25 protein-coding genes are annotated in these 24258 nt (G+C 72.2%); 7 read left to right on the top strand and 18 right to left on the bottom strand.

Translation table 11 applies throughout. The annotated features are described in order from the left end of the window. Window positions 1–77 precede the first annotated feature (77 nt). From bla to DEI99_RS01730, 4 genes are all read left to right on the top strand, one after another. On the top strand, window positions 78–1031 hold the full coding sequence (gene bla / locus DEI99_RS01745; RefSeq protein ID WP_111042223.1) for a class A beta-lactamase: 954 nt from the start codon (window positions 78–80) through the stop codon (window positions 1029–1031). 31 nt (window positions 1032–1062) lie between these two features. Further along, complete coding sequence (locus DEI99_RS01740; RefSeq protein WP_111042221.1) at window positions 1063–2169, top strand: FAD-dependent oxidoreductase; 1107 nt, start codon at window positions 1063–1065, stop codon at window positions 2167–2169. Between the two features lie 39 nt (window positions 2170–2208). Continuing rightward, window positions 2209–3321, top strand: coding sequence for a glycerate kinase family protein (locus DEI99_RS01735; protein WP_111042258.1), 1113 nt, complete (start codon window positions 2209–2211; stop codon window positions 3319–3321). A gap of 169 nt (window positions 3322–3490) precedes the next feature. After that, window positions 3491–4537: an NAD(P)-dependent alcohol dehydrogenase gene (locus DEI99_RS01730; RefSeq protein WP_111042219.1), complete on the top strand. Its 1047-nt coding sequence runs from the start codon at window positions 3491–3493 to the stop codon at window positions 4535–4537. A 77-nt stretch (window positions 4538–4614) separates the two neighbouring features. Here the strand turns inward: DEI99_RS01730 and DEI99_RS01725 are convergent, their stop codons facing one another. The 4 genes from DEI99_RS01725 to DEI99_RS01710 all read right to left on the bottom strand — a co-directional run bounded on the left by DEI99_RS01725 (window position 4615) and on the right by DEI99_RS01710 (window position 8613). Further along, on the bottom strand, window positions 4615–6021 hold the full coding sequence (locus tag DEI99_RS01725) for a hypothetical protein (RefSeq protein WP_146247149.1): 1407 nt from the start codon (window positions 6019–6021) through the stop codon (window positions 4615–4617). Beyond that, window positions 6011–6841, bottom strand: coding sequence for a TIGR03943 family putative permease subunit (locus tag DEI99_RS01720; protein ID WP_111042215.1), 831 nt, complete (start codon window positions 6839–6841; stop codon window positions 6011–6013). The genes DEI99_RS01725 and DEI99_RS01720 overlap by 11 nt, the downstream gene beginning before the upstream one ends. Next, complete coding sequence (locus tag DEI99_RS01715; RefSeq protein WP_111042214.1) at window positions 6828–7841, bottom strand: permease; 1014 nt, start codon at window positions 7839–7841, stop codon at window positions 6828–6830. Before DEI99_RS01715 ends, DEI99_RS01720 begins: the two co-directional genes overlap by 14 nt. Window positions 7842–8034: 193 nt before the next feature. Next, window positions 8035–8613 (bottom strand): TetR/AcrR family transcriptional regulator, encoded by a 579-nt coding sequence (locus tag DEI99_RS01710; RefSeq protein WP_258369469.1) that lies wholly within the window; start codon window positions 8611–8613, stop codon window positions 8035–8037. Window positions 8614–8711: 98 nt separating this feature from the next. Here DEI99_RS01710 and DEI99_RS01705 point away from each other — a divergent pair, with 98 nt between their 5' ends. Together DEI99_RS01705 and DEI99_RS01700 are read left to right on the top strand one after the other, a co-directional pair. Next, entirely contained in the window at window positions 8712–9026 is a 315-nt protein-coding gene (locus tag DEI99_RS01705) for a DMT family transporter (RefSeq protein WP_071253114.1), read from the top strand. 1 nt (window position 9027) lies between these two features. Continuing rightward, window positions 9028–9411, top strand: a complete 384-nt coding sequence (locus DEI99_RS01700) for a DMT family transporter (protein WP_111042212.1) — start codon at window positions 9028–9030, stop codon at window positions 9409–9411. A gap of 604 nt (window positions 9412–10015) precedes the next feature. Here DEI99_RS01700 and DEI99_RS01695 read toward each other — a convergent pair. Beyond that, on the bottom strand, window positions 10016–11155 hold the full coding sequence (locus DEI99_RS01695) for a CE1758 family FMN-dependent luciferase-like monooxygenase (RefSeq protein WP_111043129.1): 1140 nt from the start codon (window positions 11153–11155) through the stop codon (window positions 10016–10018). Between the two features lie 141 nt (window positions 11156–11296). Further along, the gene (locus tag DEI99_RS01690; RefSeq protein WP_284180915.1) at window positions 11297–12226 is read right to left on the bottom strand and encodes a phosphatase PAP2 family protein; all 930 of its coding nucleotides are present in this window, start codon (window positions 12224–12226) and stop codon (window positions 11297–11299) included. Window positions 12227–12434: 208 nt separating this feature from the next. Here DEI99_RS01690 and DEI99_RS01685 point away from each other — a divergent pair, with 208 nt between their 5' ends. Continuing rightward, on the top strand, window positions 12435–12884 hold the full coding sequence (locus tag DEI99_RS01685) for a DUF4383 domain-containing protein (protein ID WP_181434557.1): 450 nt from the start codon (window positions 12435–12437) through the stop codon (window positions 12882–12884). A gap of 177 nt (window positions 12885–13061) precedes the next feature. Here the strand turns inward: DEI99_RS01685 and DEI99_RS01680 are convergent, their stop codons facing one another. The 12 genes from DEI99_RS01680 to DEI99_RS01625 form a co-directional block, all read right to left on the bottom strand. Next, entirely contained in the window at window positions 13062–14375 is a 1314-nt protein-coding gene (locus tag DEI99_RS01680; protein ID WP_111043132.1) for an ATP-dependent DNA helicase, read from the bottom strand. After that, complete coding sequence (locus DEI99_RS01675; RefSeq protein WP_111043133.1) at window positions 14372–16591, bottom strand: bifunctional copper resistance protein CopD/cytochrome c oxidase assembly protein; 2220 nt, start codon at window positions 16589–16591, stop codon at window positions 14372–14374. Before DEI99_RS01675 ends, DEI99_RS01680 begins: the two co-directional genes overlap by 4 nt. A gap of 175 nt (window positions 16592–16766) precedes the next feature. Further along, window positions 16767–17054: an HU family DNA-binding protein gene (locus DEI99_RS01670; RefSeq protein WP_017886454.1), complete on the bottom strand. Its 288-nt coding sequence runs from the start codon at window positions 17052–17054 to the stop codon at window positions 16767–16769. 275 nt (window positions 17055–17329) lie between these two features. Beyond that, window positions 17330–17635, bottom strand: a complete 306-nt coding sequence (gene rpsN, locus DEI99_RS01665) for a 30S ribosomal protein S14 (protein WP_111043134.1) — start codon at window positions 17633–17635, stop codon at window positions 17330–17332. Window positions 17636–17638: 3 nt separating this feature from the next. Beyond that, window positions 17639–17809 (bottom strand): 50S ribosomal protein L33, encoded by a 171-nt coding sequence (gene rpmG, locus DEI99_RS01660; protein ID WP_017886456.1) that lies wholly within the window; start codon window positions 17807–17809, stop codon window positions 17639–17641. Beyond that, entirely contained in the window at window positions 17809–18045 is a 237-nt protein-coding gene (rpmB, locus tag DEI99_RS01655; RefSeq protein ID WP_022903747.1) for a 50S ribosomal protein L28, read from the bottom strand. Before rpmB ends, rpmG begins: the two co-directional genes overlap by 1 nt. 642 nt (window positions 18046–18687) lie before the next feature. Further along, window positions 18688–19371, bottom strand: coding sequence for an alpha/beta fold hydrolase (locus tag DEI99_RS01650; protein ID WP_111043115.1), 684 nt, complete (start codon window positions 19369–19371; stop codon window positions 18688–18690). 10 nt (window positions 19372–19381) lie between these two features. Next, window positions 19382–19807 carry a Fur family transcriptional regulator gene (locus DEI99_RS01645; RefSeq protein ID WP_071253130.1) on the bottom strand — a complete coding sequence of 142 codons (426 nt, stop codon included), beginning with the start codon at window positions 19805–19807 and terminating at the stop codon, window positions 19382–19384. Further along, window positions 19804–20751: a metal ABC transporter permease gene (locus tag DEI99_RS01640; RefSeq protein ID WP_111043116.1), complete on the bottom strand. Its 948-nt coding sequence runs from the start codon at window positions 20749–20751 to the stop codon at window positions 19804–19806. Before DEI99_RS01640 ends, DEI99_RS01645 begins: the two co-directional genes overlap by 4 nt. Further along, window positions 20751–21593, bottom strand: a complete 843-nt coding sequence (locus tag DEI99_RS01635; protein ID WP_111043121.1) for a metal ABC transporter ATP-binding protein — start codon at window positions 21591–21593, stop codon at window positions 20751–20753. Before DEI99_RS01635 ends, DEI99_RS01640 begins: the two co-directional genes overlap by 1 nt. 47 nt (window positions 21594–21640) lie before the next feature. Then, the gene (locus DEI99_RS01630) at window positions 21641–22555 is read right to left on the bottom strand and encodes a metal ABC transporter solute-binding protein, Zn/Mn family (RefSeq protein ID WP_111043117.1); all 915 of its coding nucleotides are present in this window, start codon (window positions 22553–22555) and stop codon (window positions 21641–21643) included. Between the two features lie 287 nt (window positions 22556–22842). Beyond that, window positions 22843–24111, bottom strand: a complete 1269-nt coding sequence (locus DEI99_RS01625; RefSeq protein WP_111043118.1) for a PTS transporter subunit EIIC — start codon at window positions 24109–24111, stop codon at window positions 22843–22845. Window positions 24112–24258 lie beyond the last annotated feature (147 nt).

The following is a 24258-nucleotide window of genomic DNA, read 5'->3' as shown; positions in this document are numbered from 1 at the left end:
CCCTGGGCCGAGGGGATGCTGCACACCGAGCGCTGATCTCCGACCTGCTGCGCAGGTACGTGCGCCAGGGTGCGGGCATGCGCCTCCACCTGCCCCACGTGCTCGTCGGGACGATCGTTGCCGCCCTCGCCCTGGCCGGTTGCACGAGCGGCGGCGCCCCGACCGCGAGCGGTCCCGACACCCCGACCACCACCCCGACGACTATGTCCGTGCCCACGGCGAGCGCCACCCCCGTCGACCAGGACCGGGTGGACCGGGCGCTCGCCGCCCTCGAGCAGCGGTACGACGCCACGGTCGGCGTCGTCGCGACCGACACCGGCACGGGTGCGACCGTGTCGTACCGGGCGGACCGGCGGTTCGGCTACGCGTCGACGATCAAGGTCCTGGCGGCAGCGGCGTTCCTGCGGGCGGTCCCCGCCGCCGAGCGCTCCGCGGTCGCGCACTGGACCCAGGCGGACGTCGCCGCGGCCGGGTACTCGCCGGTGACCGAGCAGCACGTGGCCGACGGGCTGCCGTTGGACGAGGTCGCCGAGGCAGCGGTCCGGATGAGCGACAACACCGCTCTGAACGTGCTGCTCGACCGCATCGGCGGCCCGGCTGCCCTGGACGCCGCACTCGCCGACCTCGGCGACACGACGACCGAGGTGGTGCACGACGAGCCCGAGCTCAACACGATCGAGCCCGGCAGCACCGAGGACACGACGACCCCGGCGGCGTTCGCGGCGGTCCTGGATCGGGTGCTCGACGGCCGCACCCTCGGCCGGGCGGACACGGCGCTGCTCACCGACTGGATGAGCGGGAACGCCACGGGTGACGCGCTCGTCCGTGCCGGTGCCCCGGACGGCTGGGTCGTCGCCGACAAGTCCGGTGGCGCCGGTCCGATCCGGAACGACGTCGCCCGGGTGACCCGACCCGACGGCGACCCGATCGTCATCGCCGTGCTGACCACCCGGAACGACCCGGACGAGCCGTACGACGAGGCACTCGTGGCCGAGTCCGCGCGCGTCGCGCTCGCCGCCCTCGACCGCTGACGTCGGTGGGACCGGCAACTACGCTCGGTGCATGCCCCACAGAGACGGAACCCACGTGGTCGTCGGCGGCGGCGTGCTCGGCGCCGCGACCGCCTACGCCCTGACCGCCCGGGGCGAGCGCGTGCTCCTGCTCGAGCAGCACGGGCGCGGTCACGAGCACGGGTCCTCGCACGGGGCGACCCGGATCTTCCGACAGGGCTACGCGGACGCCGAGTACGTCGCGCTGACCACGCGGGCGCTCGAGCGGTGGGAGGCACTCGAGGCCGCCGCGGGACAGGAGCTCGTCGTGCGCACGGGCGCGGTCGACCACGGCCGCCCCGAGGTCGTCGACGCCATCGCCGCGGCGCTGTCGGACGCCGGCATCCCGCACGAGCGGCTCTCCCCCGAGGCCGCTGCGGCGCGCTGGCCGGGCATCGCGTTCGAGGGGCACGTGCTCGCCCACGCCACCGCCGGCCGGATCCGGTCGGCCGCGGCGATCGAGGCCCTGCTCACCCTGGCCGAGCGGACCGGCCTCGCCGAGCTGCGCTTCGGGACACGGGTCACCGGCGTCGAGGACCACGGGGACACCGTCACCGTGACGCTGTCCGACGGCTCCGCCCACCGCACCCGGTCCCTGGTGGCCGCGGTGGGCTCGTGGGCCCCCACGCTGGTCGGTGACCTGTTCGCGGCACGCGGGGCGGGCCTCCCGGCCATCCGCGTCACCCAGGAGCAGCCGGCGCACTTCCCCAGCCACCTGCCGGACGCGGCGTGGCCGAGCTTCGTCCACTGGGCCGACGGCGACGACGTGTACGGGCTGCTCACCCCGGGCGAGGGCGTCAAGGTCGGTTTCCACGGCACCGGCCCCGTCGTCGACCCCGACCACCGGGACACCACCCCCGTCGCGGCGGAGGCGGAGCGACTGCAGGCGTACGTCGCACGGTTCGTACCGGGCGTCGACGCGACGAGGCCGACCTTCATCAGCTGCCTGTACGACAACTCCCCCGACGAGGACTTCGTCATCGACCGGCGGGGGCCGGTCACGGTGGCGACCGGGTCGTCCGGACACGGCTTCAAGTTCGCGCCGCTGCTCGGCGAGGTGCTCGCCGACCTCGCGACCGGCGGGGCGACGCACCCGCGGTTCGCGCTGCCCGTCGCCTGAGACTCCGGCGCCGCACCGACCGCCGCTACGGTGGAGGTCGTGCGCATCATCGTGGCTTCGGGCTCGTTCAAGGGCACCGCGTCCGCGGCGTCCGTCGCAGCGGCGATCGCCGACGGGTGGCGGACCGAGCGCCCGGAGGACGACCTCGTGCTCGCGCCGACGGCCGACGGCGGCGAGGGCACGCTCGACGCCTTCGCCAGCGCGTTCCCCGGAGCGGTCCGGGTGCCCGTCACGGTCACCGGTCCGGCAGGCACCCCCGTCGACACGACCTGGCTGCGACTGCCCGACGGCCGCGCGGTCGTCGAACTCGCGGCGACGAGCGGCCTGACCCTGCTGGCGGGACCGCTGCCGGACACCGCGACGAGCCGGGGCTTCGGCGAGGCGATCGCCGCCGCACTCGACGCCGGGGCGACCGGCCTGGTGCTCGGCATCGGCGGCAGCGCCTCGACGGACGGCGGCGCCGACGCGCTGGTCGCGCTGGGGGCGCTCGTCCACCGCGAGCCGGCGGGCGGTCCGCCCCGGCGGCTGCCGCAGGGCGCGGAGCTCCTCGACGACGTCACCGCCGTCGACACGACCCACCTGCGCCGCCTGCCGGAGGGCGGCGCCGTCGTGCTCACCGACGTCACGTCGCCCCTGCTCGGACCGCACGGCGCGGCGGCGGTGTTCGGGCCGCAGAAGGGCGTCACGCCCGACCGGGTCCCCGCGTTCGAGACCCGGCTGGCCGACTGGGCACGGTGCTTCCCCGACGTCGACCCGGCGACCCCCGGAGCGGGTGCGGCCGGCGGTGTCGGCTTCGCGCTGCTCGCGTGGGGTGCGACGCTGGCGGCCGGGGCCGAGGGCATCGCCGGGGTGCTCGGGCTGCCCGCGCTCCTCGACGGCGCGGACGTGGTGGTCACGGGCGAGGGTCGGTACGACGCACAGTCCGCCGCCGGCAAGGTGCCGAGCGTGGTGCGCGCGCTCGCGACCACCCACGCGCCGCGGGCCCGGGTGCTGCTCGTCGCCGGGGACATCGACGCCCCGCTCGACGACTTCGACGCCGCCGCCTCGCTCACCGTGCTGGCGACGCAGACCACCGGTGAGCCGGACGACGCCCTCGCCGACCCGCTGCGCTTCGCCCGGATCGCCGGGCAGCGGCTGGCCCGGCTGGCCTGACCCCGGATCGCCGGGCAGCGGCTGGCCCGACTCGCCTGACCCCGGCCGCCGACGCGCCCGACCGTGCCGCGAGGGGTACCCCAGCCGGGCCTCCCTCCGAGTGGCGCGCTCCACCACACTGGAGACGGGCCGCACCCGGTCCGCTCCCCCTTCCCCCACGAGGAGACCCATGCGCACCGTCAACGCGTACGCGGCACCGTCCGCCACCGAGCCGCTCGTCAAGACCACCATCACCCGTCGTGACGTCGGACCGAACGACGTCGAGATCGACATCGCCTACGCCGGCATCTGCCACTCGGACATCCACACCGTCCGCGGCGAGTGGGGCGAGATCCAGTACCCGCAGGTCGTCGGCCACGAGATCGTCGGCCACGTCTCGGCCGTCGGCGACGCCGTCACGAAGCACAAGGTCGGCGACCGTGTCGGCGTCGGCTGCATGGTGAACTCCTGCGGCGAGTGCGAGCAGTGCCTCGCCGGCCAGGAGCAGTACTGCCTGAAGGGCAACATCGGCACCTACACGAGCGTCGACCCCGCCGACGGCTCGATCACCCAGGGCGGCTACTCGCAGGCGATCGTCGTCGACCAGGACTTCGTCCTGCGCGTCCCCGAGTCGCTCGACATCGAGAAGGTCGCGCCGCTGCTCTGCGCCGGCATCACCACCTACTCGCCGCTGCACCACTGGAAGGCCGGCCCCGGCACGAAGGTCGCCGTCGTCGGCATGGGCGGCCTCGGCCACATGGCCGTCAAGATCGCCGTCGCGCTCGGCGCCGAGGTCACCGTCCTGTCGCAGACCACCTCGAAGCAGGAGGACTCGCTCCGCTACGGCGCGAAGGCCCACTACGCGACGAAGGACCCGGAGACGTTCGAGAAGCTCGCGAACTCCTTCGAGCTCATCATCAACACCGTCTCGGCGAAGATCCCGATGGGCGCGTACCTCGGCCTGCTCAAGGTCGACGGCACGCTCGTCAACGTCGGCGCCCCGTCCGAGCCGCTCGAGGTCCCGGCGTTCGCCCTCATCCCGCGTCGGCTCAGCTGGGCCGGTTCGGCGATCGGCGGCATCCGCGAGACCCAGGAGATGCTCGACTTCTGCGCCGAGCACGACATCCTGCCGGAGACCGAGCTCATCAGCGCCGACCAGATCAACGAGGCCTACGAGCGCGTCCTCAGCTCGGACGTCCGCTACCGCTTCGTCATCGACGCGGCCACGCTGGCCTAGTCGGCACCACCTGACGGACAGGAGGCCCGGTACCAGCTGGTACCGGGCCTCCTGTCCGTCGTCGCCGCGTCTGAACGTCAGCTGATCTCGTCACCGGACGGCAGCGCGCCGCACCAGTCGACCGACGCGGCGTCGATGCTCGCCTCGAGCGCGCCGGAGGTCGCGTCGACGATGCTCACCAGCTCGTCGCTCGCCGACTTCGTCGCGACCGCGACGAACTGCCCGTTCGGCGACGGGCAGACCGCCGTGACGCTCGCGTCGTCGGGCAGGGTGACGGCCAGCCGGGAGGCCCGTGTCCCGTCCACGCGCACGATCCGTGGCGAGATGGTCCCGTCCACCCGCACGTCCCCCAGCACCCGCAGGTAGGTGTCGTCCGTCAGCTGGGCGATCCGTCCGAGGTAGGGGGCGTCGGTGCTCGCGGCCGGCGCCTGCAGCGCCGACTCCGCCCCGTCGGTCAGGTCGAGCCGGACGATGCCGGTGCCGGTCTCGACCACGGCCGTGGTGCCGGTGCCGACGAACCCGTGCAGGTAGGTGGCGCTGCCGAGCCGCACCGGGTCGGCACGCCCGCTCATGTCGACGAGCACGAGGTCGTCGGAACCGGTCCGGACGAGCGCGCTCTCGGTGCGGGGCACGTAGGCCCACTGCCCCACGGTCATCGGTACCGCGCCGGTCGTCGGCTTGCCGTCCTCGGCGATCGCCGTCGGCATGTGCGTACCGGTCATGTCGACGACGTAGAGCCCGGTGTTGCGCGACTGCCCCGTCGAGGTGTCCGCGTACTCGAACCCGAACGAGGCCCCGTCGTCGGCGACGTGCAGCGCCGTGACCCGGCCCCGGGCGGTCGGCAGGGTGATGTGCTCGATCTCCGACGACGCGTCCTGCACCCCGCCGCGCAGCGGGACGACGTCGACCGAGGAGCTCGCGTCGCTCCCGCTGACGACCACCAGCGAGCGGCTGAGCCGTGCGTACTCGGTGATGTCCGCCGCCTGGTGCACGGTGGTCACGCCACCGGCGTCGAGCGACCGCCGGACGATCCGGTCCGGGGCGCCGCCGCCTCCGGGCACCAGGGCGAGCACGTCGGTGCTGCCGGTCCGGATCGACGCGATCAGGTCCGCGGTGGCACGCTGCCCCGGCGCCCGCACCCCGGCCACCGTCACGGTGTAGTCCCGGTCGTAGGCCAGCGGTCCGGTGAACTCGACGGCGATCGTGTTGCCGCTCGAGGTCACGGTGTGCGCGGCCGACGGACGGACCCGGACGTCGTCGGCGCTGACCCGCTCGAGCGCCTGGTTCGCCGTCAGGATCACGCGCTGCGCCGGTCGGGACACCAGGCCGGAGGCGTCGTACGAGACGTCGCGCAGCCGCGGGCCCTGCTGCGCCCCGACGACGGCGGCGAGCGCGGCGACGACGGCGAGGACGAGCACCACCGCCGTGTACCGCCGGTGGAACCGGTGCGCGACCGGGCGGCGGTCGCGCCGCTCAGTACTCATACGGGTCCTCCGGCTGCGCGATCGCCGTGACGTCCGCGGCGCGGATGACGATGCGGGCGTCGGCGGACTGGTCCGGGTTCGCCGCGAGCGCCCCGGTCACCCGCACCCACTGCCCCTGCTCGGGTGCGGTCCCGTCGCCGGCCTCGGCCGGGACCACGCCGATGCCGACCGGTTGGGCGTCCACGGCGCAGCAGCTGATGACGAAGCGCGTGAGCGTGAACGAGCCGCCGTCGCCGGGCACCACGAACCCGGTCAACCGGACCTGCTTGCCGACGAGGGCCGTGGTGTCGGTGGTCTGCCGGATGAGCGCCGCCCAGTCCTTGACGCCGTACGCCGAGGTGTCGACGCCCTCGCTGCCCAGGAGCGAGACCGCGGCCTCGGACCCGGTCGCGTTCGACAGGGTCGCCGAGTCCACGCTCCGCTGCTGCGCGGTGCGGGCGGACAGCGTCGTCGGGGGCAGGACCAGCATCGACACGGTGACCCCGATCGTGACGACCGCCGCGGCCGTCCCGAGCAGGATGCGGACCGCGCGGCCACGGCCCGCGCGCCGACCGCCGTGCTCGTGGTCGTGGTGGTCGTCGTCGGCGTGGTCGTCGTCACCGTGCGTGTGCCCGTCGCCGCGGGCCGTGACGACGAGGCCGGCGACCGCCGCGGGCACGGCGACCGCGGCGAGCACGATCGTGAAGACCGCGTAGCGCGGGTTGATGTACAGGTCGAGGTGCCCGACCAGGGCGAGCCACAGCGTGCAGACGGCGACCGCCAGCACGGACCCGAGGCCCAGGTACGCGTGCGCGCGGCGCCCGGTGTCAGACGAGGACATTCATCACCAACCCGACGGTTCCGGCGAACAGGACGCACACGACGGCGAGCAGCACCAGGAAGCGGACCCGGAACGTCGTGCGGAGGAGCGCGATCATCTTCACGTCGATGATCGGCCCGATGATGAGGAAGGCCGTGATGGACCCGGGCAGGAACGTCGACGCGAACGACAGCGCGAAGAACGCGTCGACGTTCGAGCACAGCGAGACCGTCATCGCGAGCAGCATCATCGCCGCGACGGACAGCACCGGGTTCGCCCCGATCGCGACCAGGGTGGACCGCGGCACGGCCACCTGGATCGCGGCCGCGAGCCCCGCGCCGACGAAGAGCGCCGGCATCATCGTGGCGGTCTCGCCGCCGAACTGCGCCGCGCTCTCCCGCCAGCGGTTGCGCGCCCGGGGCGCCCCGACCGTGGCACGGCAGCGGGCCTCGAACGCGGGGAGCAGCAGGTCGGCCGGGCGGCGGTGCGCGGCGACGATCCAGCCGACCAGGTTCGCGACGACGAAGCCCCCGACGATCCGCACCGGCAGGATCCACCCGGACCACCCGAACGCCTGCGCCGTGCTGATGATGACGAGCGGGTTGAGGATCGGCGCGGCGACGAGGAACGTGACGGCCTCGGCCGGGGTGAACCCGCGCAGCATGAGGCCGCGGGCGAGCGGTACGTTCCCGCACTCGCACACCGGGAACAGCATGCCGATGAGCGAGATCACGGCGCGGCGCCCGAAGGGGTTCTGCGGCAGGACCTTCTCGAGGGCGCCGGCCGGCACCCAGACCTCGACGACGATCGACAGCACGATGCCGAGCACCACGAACGGCAGCGACTCGACCACGACGCTGATCGCGAGCGTCAGGAAGTCCTGCACGACGTCCGGCAGCCCCGCGGTGCCGACGCTCGGCGCGGCGATCCTGATGCCGAGCAGGACGACGACGGCGAGCAGCACGAGGCCGGGGCCGGTCAGGGTCCGGGAGCGCTGCGGCGGCGGCGTGGTCGTCGTCACCGGGACAGGATAGGCGACGCGCGTGGGTCGGCAGTTCCGCGCGTCGATGGAGGAACCGCGCGTGCGGCAGATTCGCGCGTGGAGTGAGGAACTGCGCGTGGGAAGAAGAATCGCGCGTGGGCAGCAGGAAAGAAGGGCCCCCTACGCGCGAAAAGGCTTCCCATGTCAGGCGCGATGGGACGGAACGTCGCAATCAGGCGGGGGCGAGTTCCGTGAGGTGCCGGTCGACCACGTCGATCGCCCAGACGCCGGACTCCCCCGGGGCGAGCCGCACCACCTGCATCGCGAGTCCGTCGAGGAGCGCGTGCAACCGGCGCGCCTCGTACTCGTGGTCTCGCGGCGGGACGCCGAGCAACCCGAGGGCCTCCTCGCACCACGCCCGCACCTGGCCGACGACGCCGTCGAGCGTGGGGCGGAGTGCGGCGTCCGTGAGGGCCGCGTTGCCGAGGGCGAGGTAGACGTCGAGTTCGATGACGCGTTCGGCGTCGAGGGGCAGCAGCTCGACGACGATCCGTCGCGCCCGCTTCGGTGCGGGGAGGTCGGCAGGTAGCGCCTCGATGCGCTCGCACATCCGGTCGAAGACGAGGGTGATGGTGTGCTCACGCATGCTCGCCTGCGTCGGGAAGACGTAGCGCACGGTGCTCGGCGGCAGGCCCGCCGCTGCCGACACGTTCCGGACGCTCAGGGCGCCGAGGCCGTCCTCGGCGAGCACCCGGCAGGCGGCCTCGGAGACCACCCGGCGCCGGTCCTCGATGTCGATGCTCCTGGCCACACCTCATACTCGCACGATCGTACGACTTCATGCTACCGTGGGCGCCGATGTCGCACAGTCGTACGACATCCACGGATCGAGCACGAAAGGGATTCGTCATGGCATGGGTCGTCCTCGTCCTCTCGGGCGTCCTCGAGGCCGTGTGGGCCACCGCACTGAGCGCCTCGAACGGCTTCAAGAAGGTCGTCCCGACGATCGTGTTCGTCGCCGGCATGGTCGCGAGCATGGTCGGCCTGGCGTTCGCGATGCGGTCGATCCCGGTCGGCACCGCGTACGCCGTCTGGGTCGGCATCGGTGCGTCACTGACCGTGGTCGTCGCCGTCCTCCGGCGGCAGGAGGCCGCGTCCCTCGCCCGCATCGGCCTCGTACTCGGCCTGGTCGCCTGCGTCGTCGGCCTGAAGGTGGTGAGCTGACGTGGCCTGGATCGTCCTGTTCGTCAGCGCGGTGCTCGAGACCGTCTGGGCGACCGCGCTCGGCCGCAGCGACGGCTTCACCCGCCCGGGCCTGACCCTGGTCTTCGCGATCACCATCGTGGTGAGCCTCGTCGCGTTCGGGTACGTCCTGCGCCACATCCCGATCAGCACGGCGTACGCGGTGTGGACCGGCACCGGCGCCGCCCTCACCGTCATCTGGGGCATGGCCACCGGCGCCGAACCCGTGACCGCCCTGCGCGTGCTGTTCATCGCCGGCATCGTCGGCTGCGTCGTCGGCCTGAAGCTCGTCCCGGCCCGCCCTGCTCCCCCGCGCGGCCCTGCGCCTGGGCCTGGGCCTGGGCCTGGGGAGCAGAACCGCGCGTAGGCAGCAGTTCCATGCGTGGGTAGCAGTTCCGCGCATGGTGAGGTCATTCGCGCGTAGGAAGCCAAGCGTTCCTGCCACCTACGCGCGGGAAGCCTTCCCACTCCAGCCGCGATGGGTGAGAACGTCCGCGCACGCCGGACGGGAGGCCCGGCACGGGACGTGCGCCGAGCTCCCGCCCGTCGCCGGTCGCGACCACCGCCAACGGCGAGCAGTTCCGCGCGTGGTGAGGTGATCCGCACGTAGGAAGCCAGGCGTTCCTGCCACCTAGGCGCGAAAGGCCTTCCCAGGACAGCCGCGATGGGTGAGAACGTCCGCTCGCGCCAGACGGGAGGCCCGATGCCAGCCCGCGCCGCGCCTCCCGCCCGTCACCGGTCGCGACCACCGCGCACGGGCAGTGGTTCCGCGCATGGTGAGGCTATCCGCGCGTAGGAAGTCAGGCGTTCCTGCTCCCTACGCGCGAAACGCCTTCCCAGGACAGCCGCGATGGGATGAAACCCCACGGCGGGCACGCGCCGGCCCGCCCCCGCCCGCCCGCGCGCGCCTGGACGCACCAACGGCCGGGCCACCCGAGGTGACCCGACCGCTGCTGCTCAGCAGGAGGACGTCAGACGGACGCGCCCGTCCACTCGTCCTCGGCGGCGACGTGGTCACTGCCGACCGTGCCGGCGGCGAGCGCCGCGGCGGCACGCGAGGCGTGCGACGGCGGGTCGGAGGGCACGTCCGCCGGGCGTCCTTCGTCGTTCAGCTGTCGGAGCTGCGGCACGATGTCCGTCGCCAGGATGTCGATCTGCTCGAGCACCGTCTTGAGCGGCAGGCCGGCGTGGTCGATGAGGAACAGCTGGCGCTGGTAGTGCCCGACGTGGTCCTTCATCGCCGCGTAGCGGTCGACGACCTGCTGCGGGGAGCCGACGGTGAGCGGGGTCTGGGCGGTGAAGTCCTCCATTGAGGGGCCGTGGCCGTAGACCGGGGCGTTGTCGAAGTAGGGCCGGAACTCGTTGATCGCGTCCTGCGAGTTCTTCCGGGCGAAGAACTGCCCGCCGAGCCCGACGATCGCCTGGTCGGCACGGCCGTGGCCGTAGTGCTCGAAGCGCTGGCGGTACAGGCCGACCATCTGCTCGGTGTGCTGGATGGGCCAGAAGATGTTGTTGTGGAAGAAGCCGTCGCCGTAGTAAGCGGCCTGCTCGGCGATCTCCGGCGTGCGGATCGAACCGTGCCAGACGAACGGCGGGACGCCGTCGAGCGGGCGCGGGGTCGAGGTGAAGCCCTGCAGCGGCGTGCGGAACTTGCCCTGCCAGTTGACGACGTCGTTCTCCCACAGCTGGCGGACGAGCGCGTAGTTCTCGATCGCCAGGTTGACGCCCTGGCGGATGTCCTGCCCGAACCACGGGTAGACGGGGCCGGTGTTGCCGCGGCCCATCATGAGGTCCATGCGGCCGTCGGAGACCACCTGGAGCATCGCGTACTCCTCGGCGATGCGCACCGGGTCGTTCGTGGTGATGAGGGTCGTCGACGTGGACAGGGTGATGTCCTTCGTCTTCGCCGCGAGGTAGGCGAGCAGGGTCGTCGGCGACGAGGCCACGAACGGCGGGTTGTGGTGCTCGCCGGTCGCGAAGACGTCGAGGCCGGCCTGGTCGGCGTGCTCCGCGATCGTCAGGATGTCCCGGACGCGCTGGGTGTCGTCCGGCGTGGTGCCGGTCGTCGGGTCGGTCGTGACGTCGCTGACCGTGAAGATGCCGAACTGCATGATGTGCCGCCTTCCGCGATATCGATGCGTTTGCATCGACTTGCTCAGTACAACGTACCGCACGGCGCGGCATTCCCGCCAGGCTCGCGTCCGCCGATGGGCCCGGTCGGTCGGCCTGGAGGCCCGTCCCGGCTCCCCGGGTCAGCCCGCGGTCGGCAACGTGTCCGGGTCGGTACGCGCGGCGTGGTGCATCCCGTCGAGGAACCACACCACCGTGACCACGGCCAGCACGCTCGCGCTCGAGGCCATCCGCCCCGCCACCAGGATCGCCTCGTGGTCGTACGCGCCGCCTCCGGTCACACCGACGACGAGCGCTGCGATCCCGACCGCCAGGGTGACCCCGGTGGCGGCGAGCAGCAGGACGCTCACGACCCGGCGCGGACCCCGACGGCCGTCCCGGTCACCGCGTTCGCCACGGTCGACCCGTGGCCCGAAGGCCCGCACGAGTCCGAGCCAGCAGAGTGCGACCGCACACGCGCCGACGATGTCGCTGACCCGGTGCCAGCCGTAGACGACGGTCTGGTTGGCCACGAACACCGCGTACGCCGCGCCGACCACCGTGACGACCGGACGGAAGCGCCGCGGGGTCACCAGCAGCACCGCGAACAACGCCGCCAGGGCGACGGTGGCGTGCCCGGAAGGGTACGAGTTCGGGGTCGTCGACTGAGCGATCTCCGGGCGCACGGCGATACGCTTGACGAGCGTCGAGGTGGCCGCCGACGCGAGCACCACGGCGGCGGCGCCGAGCCCCACCGCCAGCCGCCGCCGAGCGAACGCCACGGCGACGATCACGACGACGAGCAACGAGATCACCGGCACCGAGATGACGTTGAGCGCAGTGTCCGACCCGAACAGGTCGGAGTCCCGGACCCCGCCCAGAGCGGCGTCCTCGGCCCGCTGCCCCACCGGCGTCAGCACCGCCGCCACGTAGACGAGAGGCACGATCACGAACCCCAGAGCCGCCACCACGCCCCACCGCAACCGTCGTGAGACCGTCGGTCCGCGCGACTCGGGCGCGCTGCGTTCGGGCGTTCGGGTCACCGGCGTGGTCCTCCTCGGTGTGGCGATCATCGGCCTCCTCGTGCGGCTCGTCCCTCGGGGACGATTCGGACGGTCGGGGTCCGACACGATACCGTTGGTCCGCCGGTCCGCGCCTGTGAACGGGGGGCAAGCCTCCTCCGGATCCGTCGGCCGCACCGCTCGTGCACCACGGGCGGACGCACCGGCTCCCCTCGCCGGCACGTCCGGTGCGACCACCCTGTACCAGGAGGAGACCGAAGTGGCCATCAAGGAACCGGGCATCACCGCCTCGCCGAACCGCGGTCTCGCGCTGACGGCCGGCTCGCTCCTCGCACTCTGGGGCGGCCTCGGCTTCTTCTTCGCCGCCGACGGCGACCCCGGCTTCTTCAACCGCCAGGGCGGCATGCTGTGGAACGCGTTCGGCGTGAACCCGGCGCTCTGCTTCGTCTGGGTGCTCCTGGCCGTCGTGCTGCTCATCACCGGCCTCGGCAACACCCTCGGCTCCCGGAACGGCAACCTGCTCGTCGGCGCCCTGCTCGTCGTGTTCGCGGTGTACGGCTTCGTGTTCGTCGACACCTCGGCCAACGTCTTCGCGCTCAACACGACGGACAACGTCTTCCACGCGATCGTCGGTGTCGTCCTGCTGCTCACCGCGGTCGGGGCCGACAAGGAGAACCTGCGCGCGATCCGCGCATCCGCTCGCGCCTGACGCACCACTTCCACGACGCCCGTCTGCCGCACCGGCAGGCGGGCGTCTTCGTCCGTCCGGCGGCCAGCGAGTCGGCGAAGGCTGGCTCGGCCCCGGTGCCGGCGAAGCCCAGAGCACCGACGAGGGACCGCTCGACAGCGTTCCGACGGGTCGGCGTGACCGGTCGGCGGCTCCGGGTCAGTCCGCGTCGGGCTCGGTCCGCTTCGGGGCCTCGAGCGCGGTCGCCACGATCCGGGGCGCCTCGGACATGAACCGTCGCACGTCGGTGTCGACGATGATGTCCTGCGGGCGCAGCGGCCGGGTGAGGTACAGCCCCTCGAGCGACGTCAGGCGGGACAACGCGACGTACGTCTGCCCGGCGCTGAACACCCGGTTGCCCAGGTCGACGACGGCCCGGTCGTACGTGCTGCCCTGCGACTTGTGGATCGTGACCGCCCAGGCGAGCCGCAGCGGGAACTGCTGGAACTCACCCACGGTGTCCTTCTTGAGTTCCTTCTTGTCGGCGTCGTAGGAGTACTTGAACTTCTCCCACACGGACGGCTGGACCTCGAACGACTCGCCGTCGACGTCGACCCAGACGGTGTCGCGGATGGCCGTCACGATGCCGAGCGTGCCGTTCACCCAGCGCTGGTCGGCGTCGTTGCGCAGGAACATCACGTGGGCGCCGGGCTTGAGCTCGAGGGCCTCGTCAGCCGGGAAGTTCCGCCCACCGAAGTCGCCGTTCACGTCGGCCTTCGCGGTCTTCACCTTGCCGGGCAGCCGGTCGAGGGCGGCCTTGTTGATCCGGGCGACCGTGTCGTTCCGGGTGGCCAGGGTGATGGCGTCGTCGGGGGCCGGTCGCGCCCCGGCCGTGTTGAGCTGCCCAGCGATCTCGGCGGTGACCCGACCGTGTCGGACCGCGGTCAGCATCGCGGCGAAGGCGTCGTCCCGCTGCCGGTGCACCGTGGCGAGCTCGATGATGTTGAGCTTCGTCTCGAGCCAGACCTTCGCGTCGAAGAACCACATCGATCGGTAGTGGTCGGTGAAGTAGGCACGCTCGTCGGCGTCCCCCGGCACGGGCGGCAGCTGGTACGGGTCGCCGAACATGACGACCTGCACGCCGCCGAACGCCTCGAACTGGCGGCCGCGGGCCTTGCGCAGCGAGCGGTCCATGCCGTCGAGCAGGTCGGCGTTGACCATCGAGACCTCGTCGATGACGAGCGTGTCGATGGTGTTGAGGAGCTTGCGGGTGTCCGGCCCCTGCCGCAGTTCGGCGTCGGCGATGAGCCCGATCGGCAGGCGGAACAGCGAGTGGATGGTCTGCCCGCCGACGTTCAGCGCGGCGACGCCGGTCGGCGCGCAGATCACCACCTGCTTCTCGGTGTTCCACGACAGGTGGTTGAGCAGCGTGGACTTGCCCGTGCCCGCGCGACCCGTGATGAACACGTGGTCGCGCGTGTGCTCGATGTACTCGAAGACGGCGCGCTGCTCGTCGCTCAGCTCGACGCTCACCGCGGCTCCGCCCCGTGGTCGGGAGCCGGACGGGAGGCACGCGTCGCCTCCACCCCGTCACCACCGTCGAGTGCGTGGCCGGCCGGGAGATCGTCGCTGCCGTCGTCGAAGTCGAGGTCGGGGTCGGAGTCGTGTCCATGGCCGTGGCCGTGGCCGATGTCGTCGTCGAGGTCGGCGCCCGCTGGCGGTCGTTGCGCCCCGGCAGAACGGGGCGCGATGCCCGTCGCGGGGTGCGGCACGGGCTCAGGGTCGACGCCGTCGTCACCGGCAGCAGCACCCGCGACCGAGCTCGCGTCCGCAACCGCGCCCGCGCCCGCACGGGTACCCACCGCCTCCGCAGCCCCGCGGAGCCGCACGGCGACCACGACCACGACCGTCAGCACGAGCAGGATCCCCGTCACGACGAGCACCAGACCGGCCCGCGCCTGGTCGACGACCGGGTCCGGCCCCCAGGACCGCCCCATCGCACCGAACCACGACGCCTGGAGCAGTCCGAGCGGCCCCCGCATCGCGATGCCGAGGGACACGGTGCCGGCGGCGACGACCACGGCGCCGACGATCCGGACCACCGCCGCGGCACGCGTGGGCCGCTGCTGGCCGACCGGCACCGGGGTGAGCAGCGTCGGTACGGCGAGCAGCCCGACGAGCAGGAACACGACGTCGAGCACGGTCCGACCGGTCGAGTCGCTGACCGACCACCGGACGGCGTCGGTCGCGTAGAACGCCCACCAGACGGCAGCGGCCAGCACGAACGCGGGGAACGGCTGCACGAGGTACCGCACGGCGGCGTTGTCGACGAGGATGCCGGTCCACTCCCGGACGCCGGTGCTGTCGTCGTCGCGCGGGTGCACGGCGGCCCGGATGAGCACCACGGGCGCGGCGGCCCAGACCAGGGCCGGGACGACGAGCCCGAGCACGACGTGCGCCCCGACGTTCGCGGAGACGAGGAACCGGTCGTACTGGTGCAGCGACCCCGAGGTGGCGACGACGAGCGAGACGAGCGCGACGGCCGCGGCGACCGAGCGCCGGACCGGCCAGGCCGTCCCCTGGCGGCGCAGCCGGACGACCCCGGCCGCGTAGGTCAGCGCGAGCAGCACGGCGGCCATCAGCCAGAACAGGTCGATGTTCCACTGGGTGAGCCACCCCCAGGCGCCGGGGGCGTGCGGCAGCGGGTCGTCGGTCAGGAGTTCGGCGGGGCTCGGGTCGGCCGTCTTGCTCGGCGCGATCTGGTCGATCGGGGTCGCCGTGCGCCCGAGGGCCGCGGCGAACCCGGACGCGATGCCCATCACGGCGAGCTCGACGAGCACGAGGGTCCAGAACGGCCGACGGCGGGCGGGCGTCGCGGTCAACGCACGGATGGTCCGTCGGCGCTGCACGGCGCCGATGACCCCGATGGCCACGATCGCGCCGGTCTTGACGAGCACGAGCGCGCCGTACGGCGAGGCCAGGTTCGACAGTGCCCCGACGCGGATCTGCGCCGACGCGACGCCCGACACGGCGACGAGCACGAAACAGCCGAGGGCGACGCTCGAGTAGCGGGAGACCACGGCCCCGAGCCGGTGCCCCGGCACGACCCCGCGGAGCAGCACGAGGGCGGTCAGCCCACCGACCCAGAGTGCGGCGCCGACCAGGTGCAGGCCGAGCGCCGTGACGGCGGCGTCGTGGCTCGCGGTCCCGGCGGCGTGGCCCTGCTGCGCGAGCGGGAGCAGGCCGATGAGCGACACCCCGGCCGTCACCGCGACCATGCCACGGGAACGGACGGCGAAGCACAGCACGGTCGCGACCGCGGCGATGAGCACCGTGACGAGCCAGGCGAGACCGAGGTCCGTGCCGGTGAGGAACACGCCCATCGACTGGCCGAACTGCTCGTCGAAGCTGATCCGAGAACCGGCGACGCTGAGGAACGTGCAGAACGTCGCGACGGCGGCGGACACCGCCCACACCCCGCTGGCGGCCGCGGCGATGTCGAGCGCGCGGTTCCACTCCGGTCCGGTGCGGGACAGCCCGATGGTCGCCAGGGCGAGCCCGCCGATGGCGAGGGACGCCGACAGGTCCACGACGAGCCGGGCGATCGGCAGCCCGAACCGCACCACGGCGCCCGGGTCGGCGATGAGCGCGGCGTCGGCGCCGCCCCCGACGACGAGCGCGACGAGCAGCGACAGGAACCCGACGAGCAGCAGCACGGCGGGACCGGCGGTGCGCGCGATCCGATTCACCCGTCAAGCCTAGGCGGTGCCCACCCGGCCGCCGAACGGGGCGGGCCGACCTGTGGAGAGCGGGGCGGGCCTCCCGACCGACGGGATGCACCCGCGGGGCCGGGCCTGCGCGACCCGACCCCGGGAACGACGGAAGGGACGGCCGAAGCCGTCCCTCCCGATGCGCGGACGAGTCCTACTTGACCGCAGCCTTGAGCTTCGAGCCGGCGCTGACCTTGACCGAGTCGCTCGCGGCGATCTCGATGGCGTCACCCGTCTGCGGGTTGCGGCCGGTGCGGGCGGCGCGGTGCGTCTTCTCGAAGGCGATCCAACCGGGGATCGTGACCTTCGTGCCGTCGGCGACGGACGACGAGACGACGGAGAAGAGCGCGTCGACGACGCCGTTGACGGTGGCCTGGCTCTGGCCGGACTCGGCGGCGACGGCAGCGACGAGCTCGGTGCGGTTCAGTGACTTGTCAGCCATGGATGTCCTCCTCGGACTTCTTGCAGTATCGGTCGGACGGACGAGCCGTCCGGCGCCCGGAGCGGTTGCCCCGTGCCACGGTGCCAGTGGGCCGAGGGCCCGGCGGAACCGGAGTTGAACCTACCAGCCACATCGGACGAACACCTCCGACTCGCCCGGATTTCCGGGGTTGTCGCGGGTCCGGAGGGGCTGATGTGACCAGAGTTGCGCCGTTGTACCCCACTCACGACGAACGCCCCGTCACCGAGGTGACGGGGCGTTCAACAAGCGATTGCTTACCAGGAGCTCTTCGTGATGCCGGGCAGCTCGCCACGGTGGGCCATGTCGCGGAAGCGGACACGGCTGATGCCGAACTCACCGAGGTGGCCACGGGGGCGGCCGTCGATGGCGTCGCGGTTGCGGTAGCGGACCGGCGACGCGTCGCGGGGCAGCTTCTGCAGGCCGACGCGGGCGGCCTCACGCGACTCGTCGGTGCCGTTCGGGTCCACGAGGGCCTTCTTCAGCTCGAGACGACGCTCGGCGTAGCGCGCGATGACCTCGGCACGCTGGTTGTTCTTCGCGATCTTGCTCTTCTTCGCCATGACTCAGCGCTCCTCACGGAAGTCGACGTGCTTGCGGATCACCGGGTCGTACTTCTTGAGCACGAGACGGTCGGGGTTGTTCCGACGGTTCTTCTTGGTCACGTACGTGAACCCGGTGCCCGCCGTCGAGCGGAGCTTGATGATCGGACGGATGTCCTGACCCTTTTTGGCCATCAGATCTTCTCCCCACGGGCGAGGAGATCCTTGACGACGGACTCGATGCCACGTGCGTCGATCACCTTGATGCCCTTCGCGCTGAGCGTGAGCGTGACGTTACGACGAAGCGAGGGCACGTAGTACGTCTTCTTCTGCACGTTCGGGTCGAAGCGACGCTTCGTCCGGCGGTGCGAGTGCGAGATGTTGTGTCCGAAGCCGGGGGTGGCTCCGGTCACCTGGCACACTGCTGCCATGGTTTCCTCCTGAGGTACCGTGCGACCGGACGGCCGCACCCAAGTTCACTTGCCTGGTGCACACGCGCTCGATCACCGGGGTGACGTCGCGAGGGGGTTGTGCGCACCGCCCAGGCCCGGCACCCCTGTCGAAGGGGGACGAGCACCGCGCGACCGCGGCGTTCGCGACGGTCGGAGGGCTTGGAACAACGGGTCGCACCGCGCGAGCGCGGAGGACCAGGGGGCAACGTTACGCGAGCACCGGGCGTGTCGCAAGCCGGGGCTCCGGGCCGGGAGGCGCGGCGCGGCTGGCCAGGACCGCTCACGCCGCCGTGGGGTCGCCGCCACCGCCCCCGTGTGGGCGGGAGCGCGGCCGCCGCGTGGTCGGGAGCGCCGCCGCGTGGGTGTGGGCGCCGCCGCCGCGTGGTCGCGAGCGCGGCTCCGCGATCGTGAGCAGAAACGGTCGAGTGAGCGCGCGCGAGGCGACCGTTCCTGCTCACCAAGCGGGCGCGGGCGGCCGCGGGCGGCCGCGGGCGGCCGCGGGCGGGCGCGGGCGGCCGCGGGCGGGCGCGGGCGAGCGGGCGCGGGCGCGCGTGGGCGGCCGCGGCGGCCGCGGGCGCCGCGGCGGACGCAGGCGCGCACGCCGCGCGCCCTCGCCGCGCCCTACCCCCGCGCGGCGAGGGCGCGCACCATGAGCTCGCCGAGCTCGTGCGGCGCCGAGAACATCGGCCAGTGCCCGGTGTCGAGCCCGAGGATCTCGAGCTCCTCGGTCGCGACGAGCTCCTCGGCCCAGACCTGGTGGTCGGCCACCATCGTGGCGAGCTCGGTCGCCGGGATCTCGCACGTGATGACGGTCGCCGGGATCGTGTGCCGGGCCGCGTCGGCGTAGTGGAACCGGTCCGACGGCACCGCCGCCGGCTCCGCGATCGCCCGGTGCTCGAAGGCCTCGCGCAAGGCCGGGGTCATCCCGCGCAGCGTCGCCGGCTCCCAGACGTCCCACGACGGCAGCGGCACGACACCGTCGACGACGGGCAGCTCGTCGTTCACGCAGCCCCCGGCCGGCCCGGGGAACGTGTCGACGTAGAGCAGGTGCGCGACGAGCGAGGGTCGCTGGTCGGCGGCCATGTACGCGATCGGCCCCGCCCCGGAGTGCCCGGCGAGCACGACCGGCTCCTCCGGGCTGGCGACGTCGTCGAGCCGCGCCACGAGCGAGGCGACCTGCTCGTCCAGGGTGTCGCCGTCGCGGGTGACCGCCTCGACCGTGTGGCCGGCCTGCAGCAGCAGTGGGGCGACCTCGTCCCACGCGCTCGCGTCGAGCCAGAACCCGGGGACCAGGATGACGTGCATGGCGCGGAGGTTACTCGCCGCCGGCCGGTGCCGTGCGTGCCGCCGTGCACACCGCGCACTCGCCGAAGACGTCGACGACGTGGCTGGCGTTGGTGAACCCGTTCGCGGCGGCGACGTCCTGCGCCCACTGCTCGACGGGGGCCGCCTCGATCTCGACGGTGCGTCCGCAGTTCCGGCAGATGAGGTGGTGGTGGTGGGTGTCGGTGGTGCACGCCCGGTAGAGCGACTCGCCGTCCTGCTGGAGCGAGTCGGCGTCCCCCTCGGTCGCCAGGTCGGCCAGGGCACGGTAGACGGTCGCGAGGCCGATCGTGGAGCCCTCGTCCCGCAGGTGCTGGTGCAGCGCCTGTGCGCTGACGAAGCCCTCGGTGGAGTCGAGGGCGCCGCGCACCGCTTCGCGCTGCCACGTGTTCCGCTTGACCTTCTGCACGGCGTTCATGCTGACGCACCCACCTTCGTTTCGGCTGACCTTCCGGTTCCGCTCACCCCGGACGGGAGGCCCGGCGCACCCCCGCCACGCCGGTCACGGCCGGCGGTGCGGTCGCGCCCACGGCGGTCGTGCCGCGCGCCGACGATCCGGCACACGACCCAGATCGCGAACGAGATCGTCGTCACGTAGGGGCTGATCGGCAACCCGCCCCCGAGTGCGAGCAGGATGCCACCGACGACCGACACCACGGCGAACACCGTCGACAGCACGGGGACGACGACGGGGTGCGAGCTGAGCCGCAGGGCCGCGGCCGCGGGGGTGACGAGGAGCGAGAGCACGAGCAGTGCGCCGACGATCTGCACGGACACCGCCGTCGCGAGCCCGAGCACGAGCATGAAGACGATCGCCAGCGTGCGCACCGGGATGCCCGCGGCGGCGGCGACGTCAGGGTCCACCGACGCGAACATGAGCGGGCGCCAGATGACGAGCAGGGTCGCCACGACGACCGCCGCGACGACGACGAGGAAGGTCAGCTGGGGGTTGTCCACCGAGACGATCTGCCCGGTGAGCAGCCCGAACTTGTTCGCGGCCCGGCCCTTGTAGAGCGCCAGGCAGAGGATCCCGAGGCCGAGCCCGAAGGGCATGAGCACGGCGATGATCGAGTTCCGGTCGCGCGCCCGCGAGCCGAGCAGCCCGATGAGCAGCGCGGCGACGACCGACCCGACCAGCGAGCCGGAGACGACGTTGACGCCGAGCAGCAGCGATGCGCTCGCCCCGGCGAAGGACAGCTCCGAGATGCCGTGCACGGCGAACGGCAGGTTGCGGGCGACGACGAACGGCCCGATGAGCCCGCCGACGATGCCGAGCACCGCGCCCGCCCAGATCGAGTTCTGCACGAGCACGAGCAGCTCGCCGTAGTCCTGGAACGAGAAGACGGTCGACAGCAGGTCCATCAGATCCGTCCCTCGTCCGACGCCGGCGCGTGCGGGTCGGGGTCGCAGTGGTGGTCGTGCGCGTCGTTGGCACCGACGATGACGATGCGTCCCATCGTGCGGACGACGTCGACGGGCGTGCCGTACAGGTCGCTCAGGACGTCGGCGCGCAGCACCTCGTCGGGTGCGCCGATGCGGAAGCGTCCGCCGGCGATGTAGAGCACGCGGTCGACGACGTCGAGGATCGGGTTGACGTCGTGCGTGACGAACAGCACGGCCGCGCCCTGCTGGCGGCGCTGGCGGTCGATGAGCTCGGTGACGCCGCGCTGGTGCCGCAGGTCGAGCGAGATGAGCGGTTCGTCGCACAGCAGCAGTGCCGGGTCGGCGGCGATCGCCTGGCCGACGCGGGTGCGCTGCTGCTCGCCGCCGGAGAGCTCCGCGACGGGCGCGTCGGCGAAGTCGGTGGCACCGACCTCGTCGAGGATCCGGTCCACGCGGGCGCGGTCGGCCCGGGACGCCGGCAGGACGCCCCAGCGGTGCCCGGTCACGCCCTGCGCCACCATGTCGCGTGCGCGGAGCGGGGTGCCGGACTCCATCAGGCGCTGCTGCGGGATGTACCCGATGCGGCGGTGACCGCGGCCGACCGGCTGGCCGAGGAACGACATCGTGCCGCTCGTCAGCCGCTGCTGCCCGAGCACGGTCCGGAGCAGCGACGTCTTGCCGGCACCGTTCGGGCCGAGCACGGCCACGAACTCGCCCGGGGCGACGTCGAGGTCGAGGTGGTCCCAGAGCCGCCGCGCGCCGTACGACAGCCCGGCGTCGCGGAGCGTCAGGACCGGACGGCCGGTGGCCCGGTCGTCCACCGTGGTGGTCGCCGGGCCGTCGGTCTCCGCTGGTGCGGTCGTGGTCGTCACTTCTGGAGTGCCGCCTGCACCGCGTCGATGTTCCCCTGCTGCCACGAGATGTAATCCTGCCCCTCGGGGAGCGTTTCCGTGACACCGACCACCGGGACGTCGGCGTCCTCGGCCGCCTGCTTGACCTGCTCGGTCTCGGGGCTCGACGTCTGGTCGTTGTAGGCGAGCAGCTTGACGTCACCCGAGGTGAACAGTGCGAGGGTGTCGCGGAGCGCCGCTGGGGGGACGTCGTCGTCCTCCTCGATCGCCTCGGCGAAGTCCTCCGGCGTCTCGTTGTCGAGGCCGATCGCGTCGAACAGGTACCCCGGCACCGGCTCGGTGTAGGCCACGGCGTCGCCGTCGTACTGCTTCTTGAGGTCGGCCGTCTGCGACTCGAGGTCCTGCAGCTTCGTGGTGAGCGCGTCGGCGTTCCGCTCGAACGTGTCCTGCTCCCCGTCGTCGAGCGCGGAGAGGCGCTTCGTGACGTCGGCCACGAGCTTCACCATCGTCGGGTAGCTGTAGAACACGTGCTCGTTGAACTCCGCGTCGCCACCCTGGTCGAGACCGGACAGCTCCACGACGTTGATCGTGTCGGCCTTCGTGTCCGAGGCGTCGGCGAGCGTGGTCATGAAGTCGTCGTAGCCGCCACCGTTCTCGATGAGCAGGTCGGCCTTCGACACGGCGAGCTGGGTGCGGGCGCTCGACTCGAACGAGTGCGGGTCCTGCGACGGGTCGTCGAGGATGCTCGTGACCGACACGTGGTCCCCGCCGATGGACTCGACGATCGAGCCGTAGACGTTGGTCGAGGCGACGACGGCGATCTTCCCGTCGCCGTCACCGGCGTCTCCGGACGTCGAGGGGGACGCACACCCGGCCAGGGCGAGTGCGGCGGCACCGGCGACGAGCGGGAGGGCGAGGAGGCGCTTCTGCATGCCCCCGACGCTACTGCTTCCTGATAACGATTGTCAAAACCAACCCAGCGCGCCGGGTGCTGTTCCGCGCATGGTGAGCAGTTCCGCGCGTGGTGAGGCCGAAGTTCTGGCCACCTACGCGCGATTCGGCTTCCTACGCCACGCGCGATGGGAAGGAACGTGCGTACGGACGGACGGGAGGCCCGGTGCCAGCTGGCACCCCTCCCTCGCAGGCTCGGTCGGCGCACCCCGCGCAACGCTTCGCGTTGCCGTTACGCGGGGTGCGCCCGTCCGTCAGGTGGTGACGTCTACGGCTTGGTGGCCGCGTCGATCGTGTTCTCGGCGATCGTGTCCTCTTCACGCCCGGGCGTGCGGAGGTTCCACTTCTTGATCACGAAGCTGAACAGGAAGTAGTAGACCACCGCGTAGCCGAGGCCGATCGGGATGAGCCAGATCGCCCCGTCCGCCTTGCCGAAGTTGAGCACGTAGTCGATCGCACCGGCCGAGAACGAGAAGCCGTCGTGGATCCCGAGCGCGTTCACGAGGGCGAGCGACGTGCCGGTGAGCAGCGCGTGGATGATGTACAGCGGGAACGCCACGAACATGAACGAGTACTCGAGGGGCTCGGTGATGCCCGTGACGAACGAGGTGAGCGCGGCGGAGATCATGATGCCGCCGACGAGCTTGCGGTTCTGCGGCTTGGCGTTGCGCCAGATCGCAAGGGCACCGGCGGGCAGCGCGAACATCATGATCGGGAAGAACCCGGTCTGGAAGATGCCGGCCGTCGGGTCGCCCGCGAGGAAGCGCGGGATGTCGCCGTGCACGACGTCGCCGGCTGCGCTCGTGAAGCTGCCGAGCTGGAACCACGGGAAGAAGTTGAGCAGCTGGTGCAGGCCGACCGGGATGAGCATGCGGTTCGCGAACCCGAAGACCCCGCCACCGAGCACGGCGTTGTCGGCCACGGCCTGGCCTGCCGCGGTGAGGGCGATGTCGAAGTAGCGGTAGATGAACGACATCAGCACGGCGATGACGAGACCCGCGGCCGCGGTGAGGATCGGGACGAGGCGGCGGCCCGAGAAGAAGCCGAGGAAGTCGGGCATCTTCGTCCGGTGGAACCGCTCCCACATGACGGCGGAGACGAGACCCATCACGATGCCGCCGAGGACACCGAAGTTGATGGTGGCCTGGTTGCCGCTCGAGTCCTTGACCCCGGCGAGCACCACCGGGGACATGACCGCGAACACCTGGTACATGACCATGTAGCCGACGACGGCAGCGAGCGCGGTGGTGCCGTCGGACTTCTTCGCCCAGCCGATCGCGATGCCGACCGCGAAGAGCAAGGGGAGCCACGTGAAGATCGCCTGGCCGGCGGCCGAGATGACCCCGGCGCCCGTCTCGAACCCGGGGATCGCGCCCAGCAGGTCCGGCTGGCCGATGCGGTTCAGGATGCCAGCGGCAGGCATGACCGCGATCGGCAGGAGCAAGCTCCGGCCGAGCCGCTGGGCTTGTGCGAAGAACTTCGACTGCTTCTTCGGCTTCTTCTTCTCCGGCACGTCCGTGGCAGTGGTGGCGCTCATCGGAGTTCCTCTCGTCATCGGGTGGAGCTGTCGGGGTGAGTTGAGTCGCGCAGCCGGCGCAGGTAACCTCGGCGGTGTCGCCAGGCCCGGTCCTGTCCGGTCATGACCAGTTCCGTAGTCTGATCCGAGACCGGTCCCGTGTCAACC

This window comes from Curtobacterium sp. MCLR17_036, assembly GCF_003234445.2.
Classification (GTDB): Bacteria; Actinomycetota; Actinomycetes; order Actinomycetales; family Microbacteriaceae; genus Curtobacterium.
This window is presented reverse-complemented; position numbering and strand designations above follow the sequence as displayed.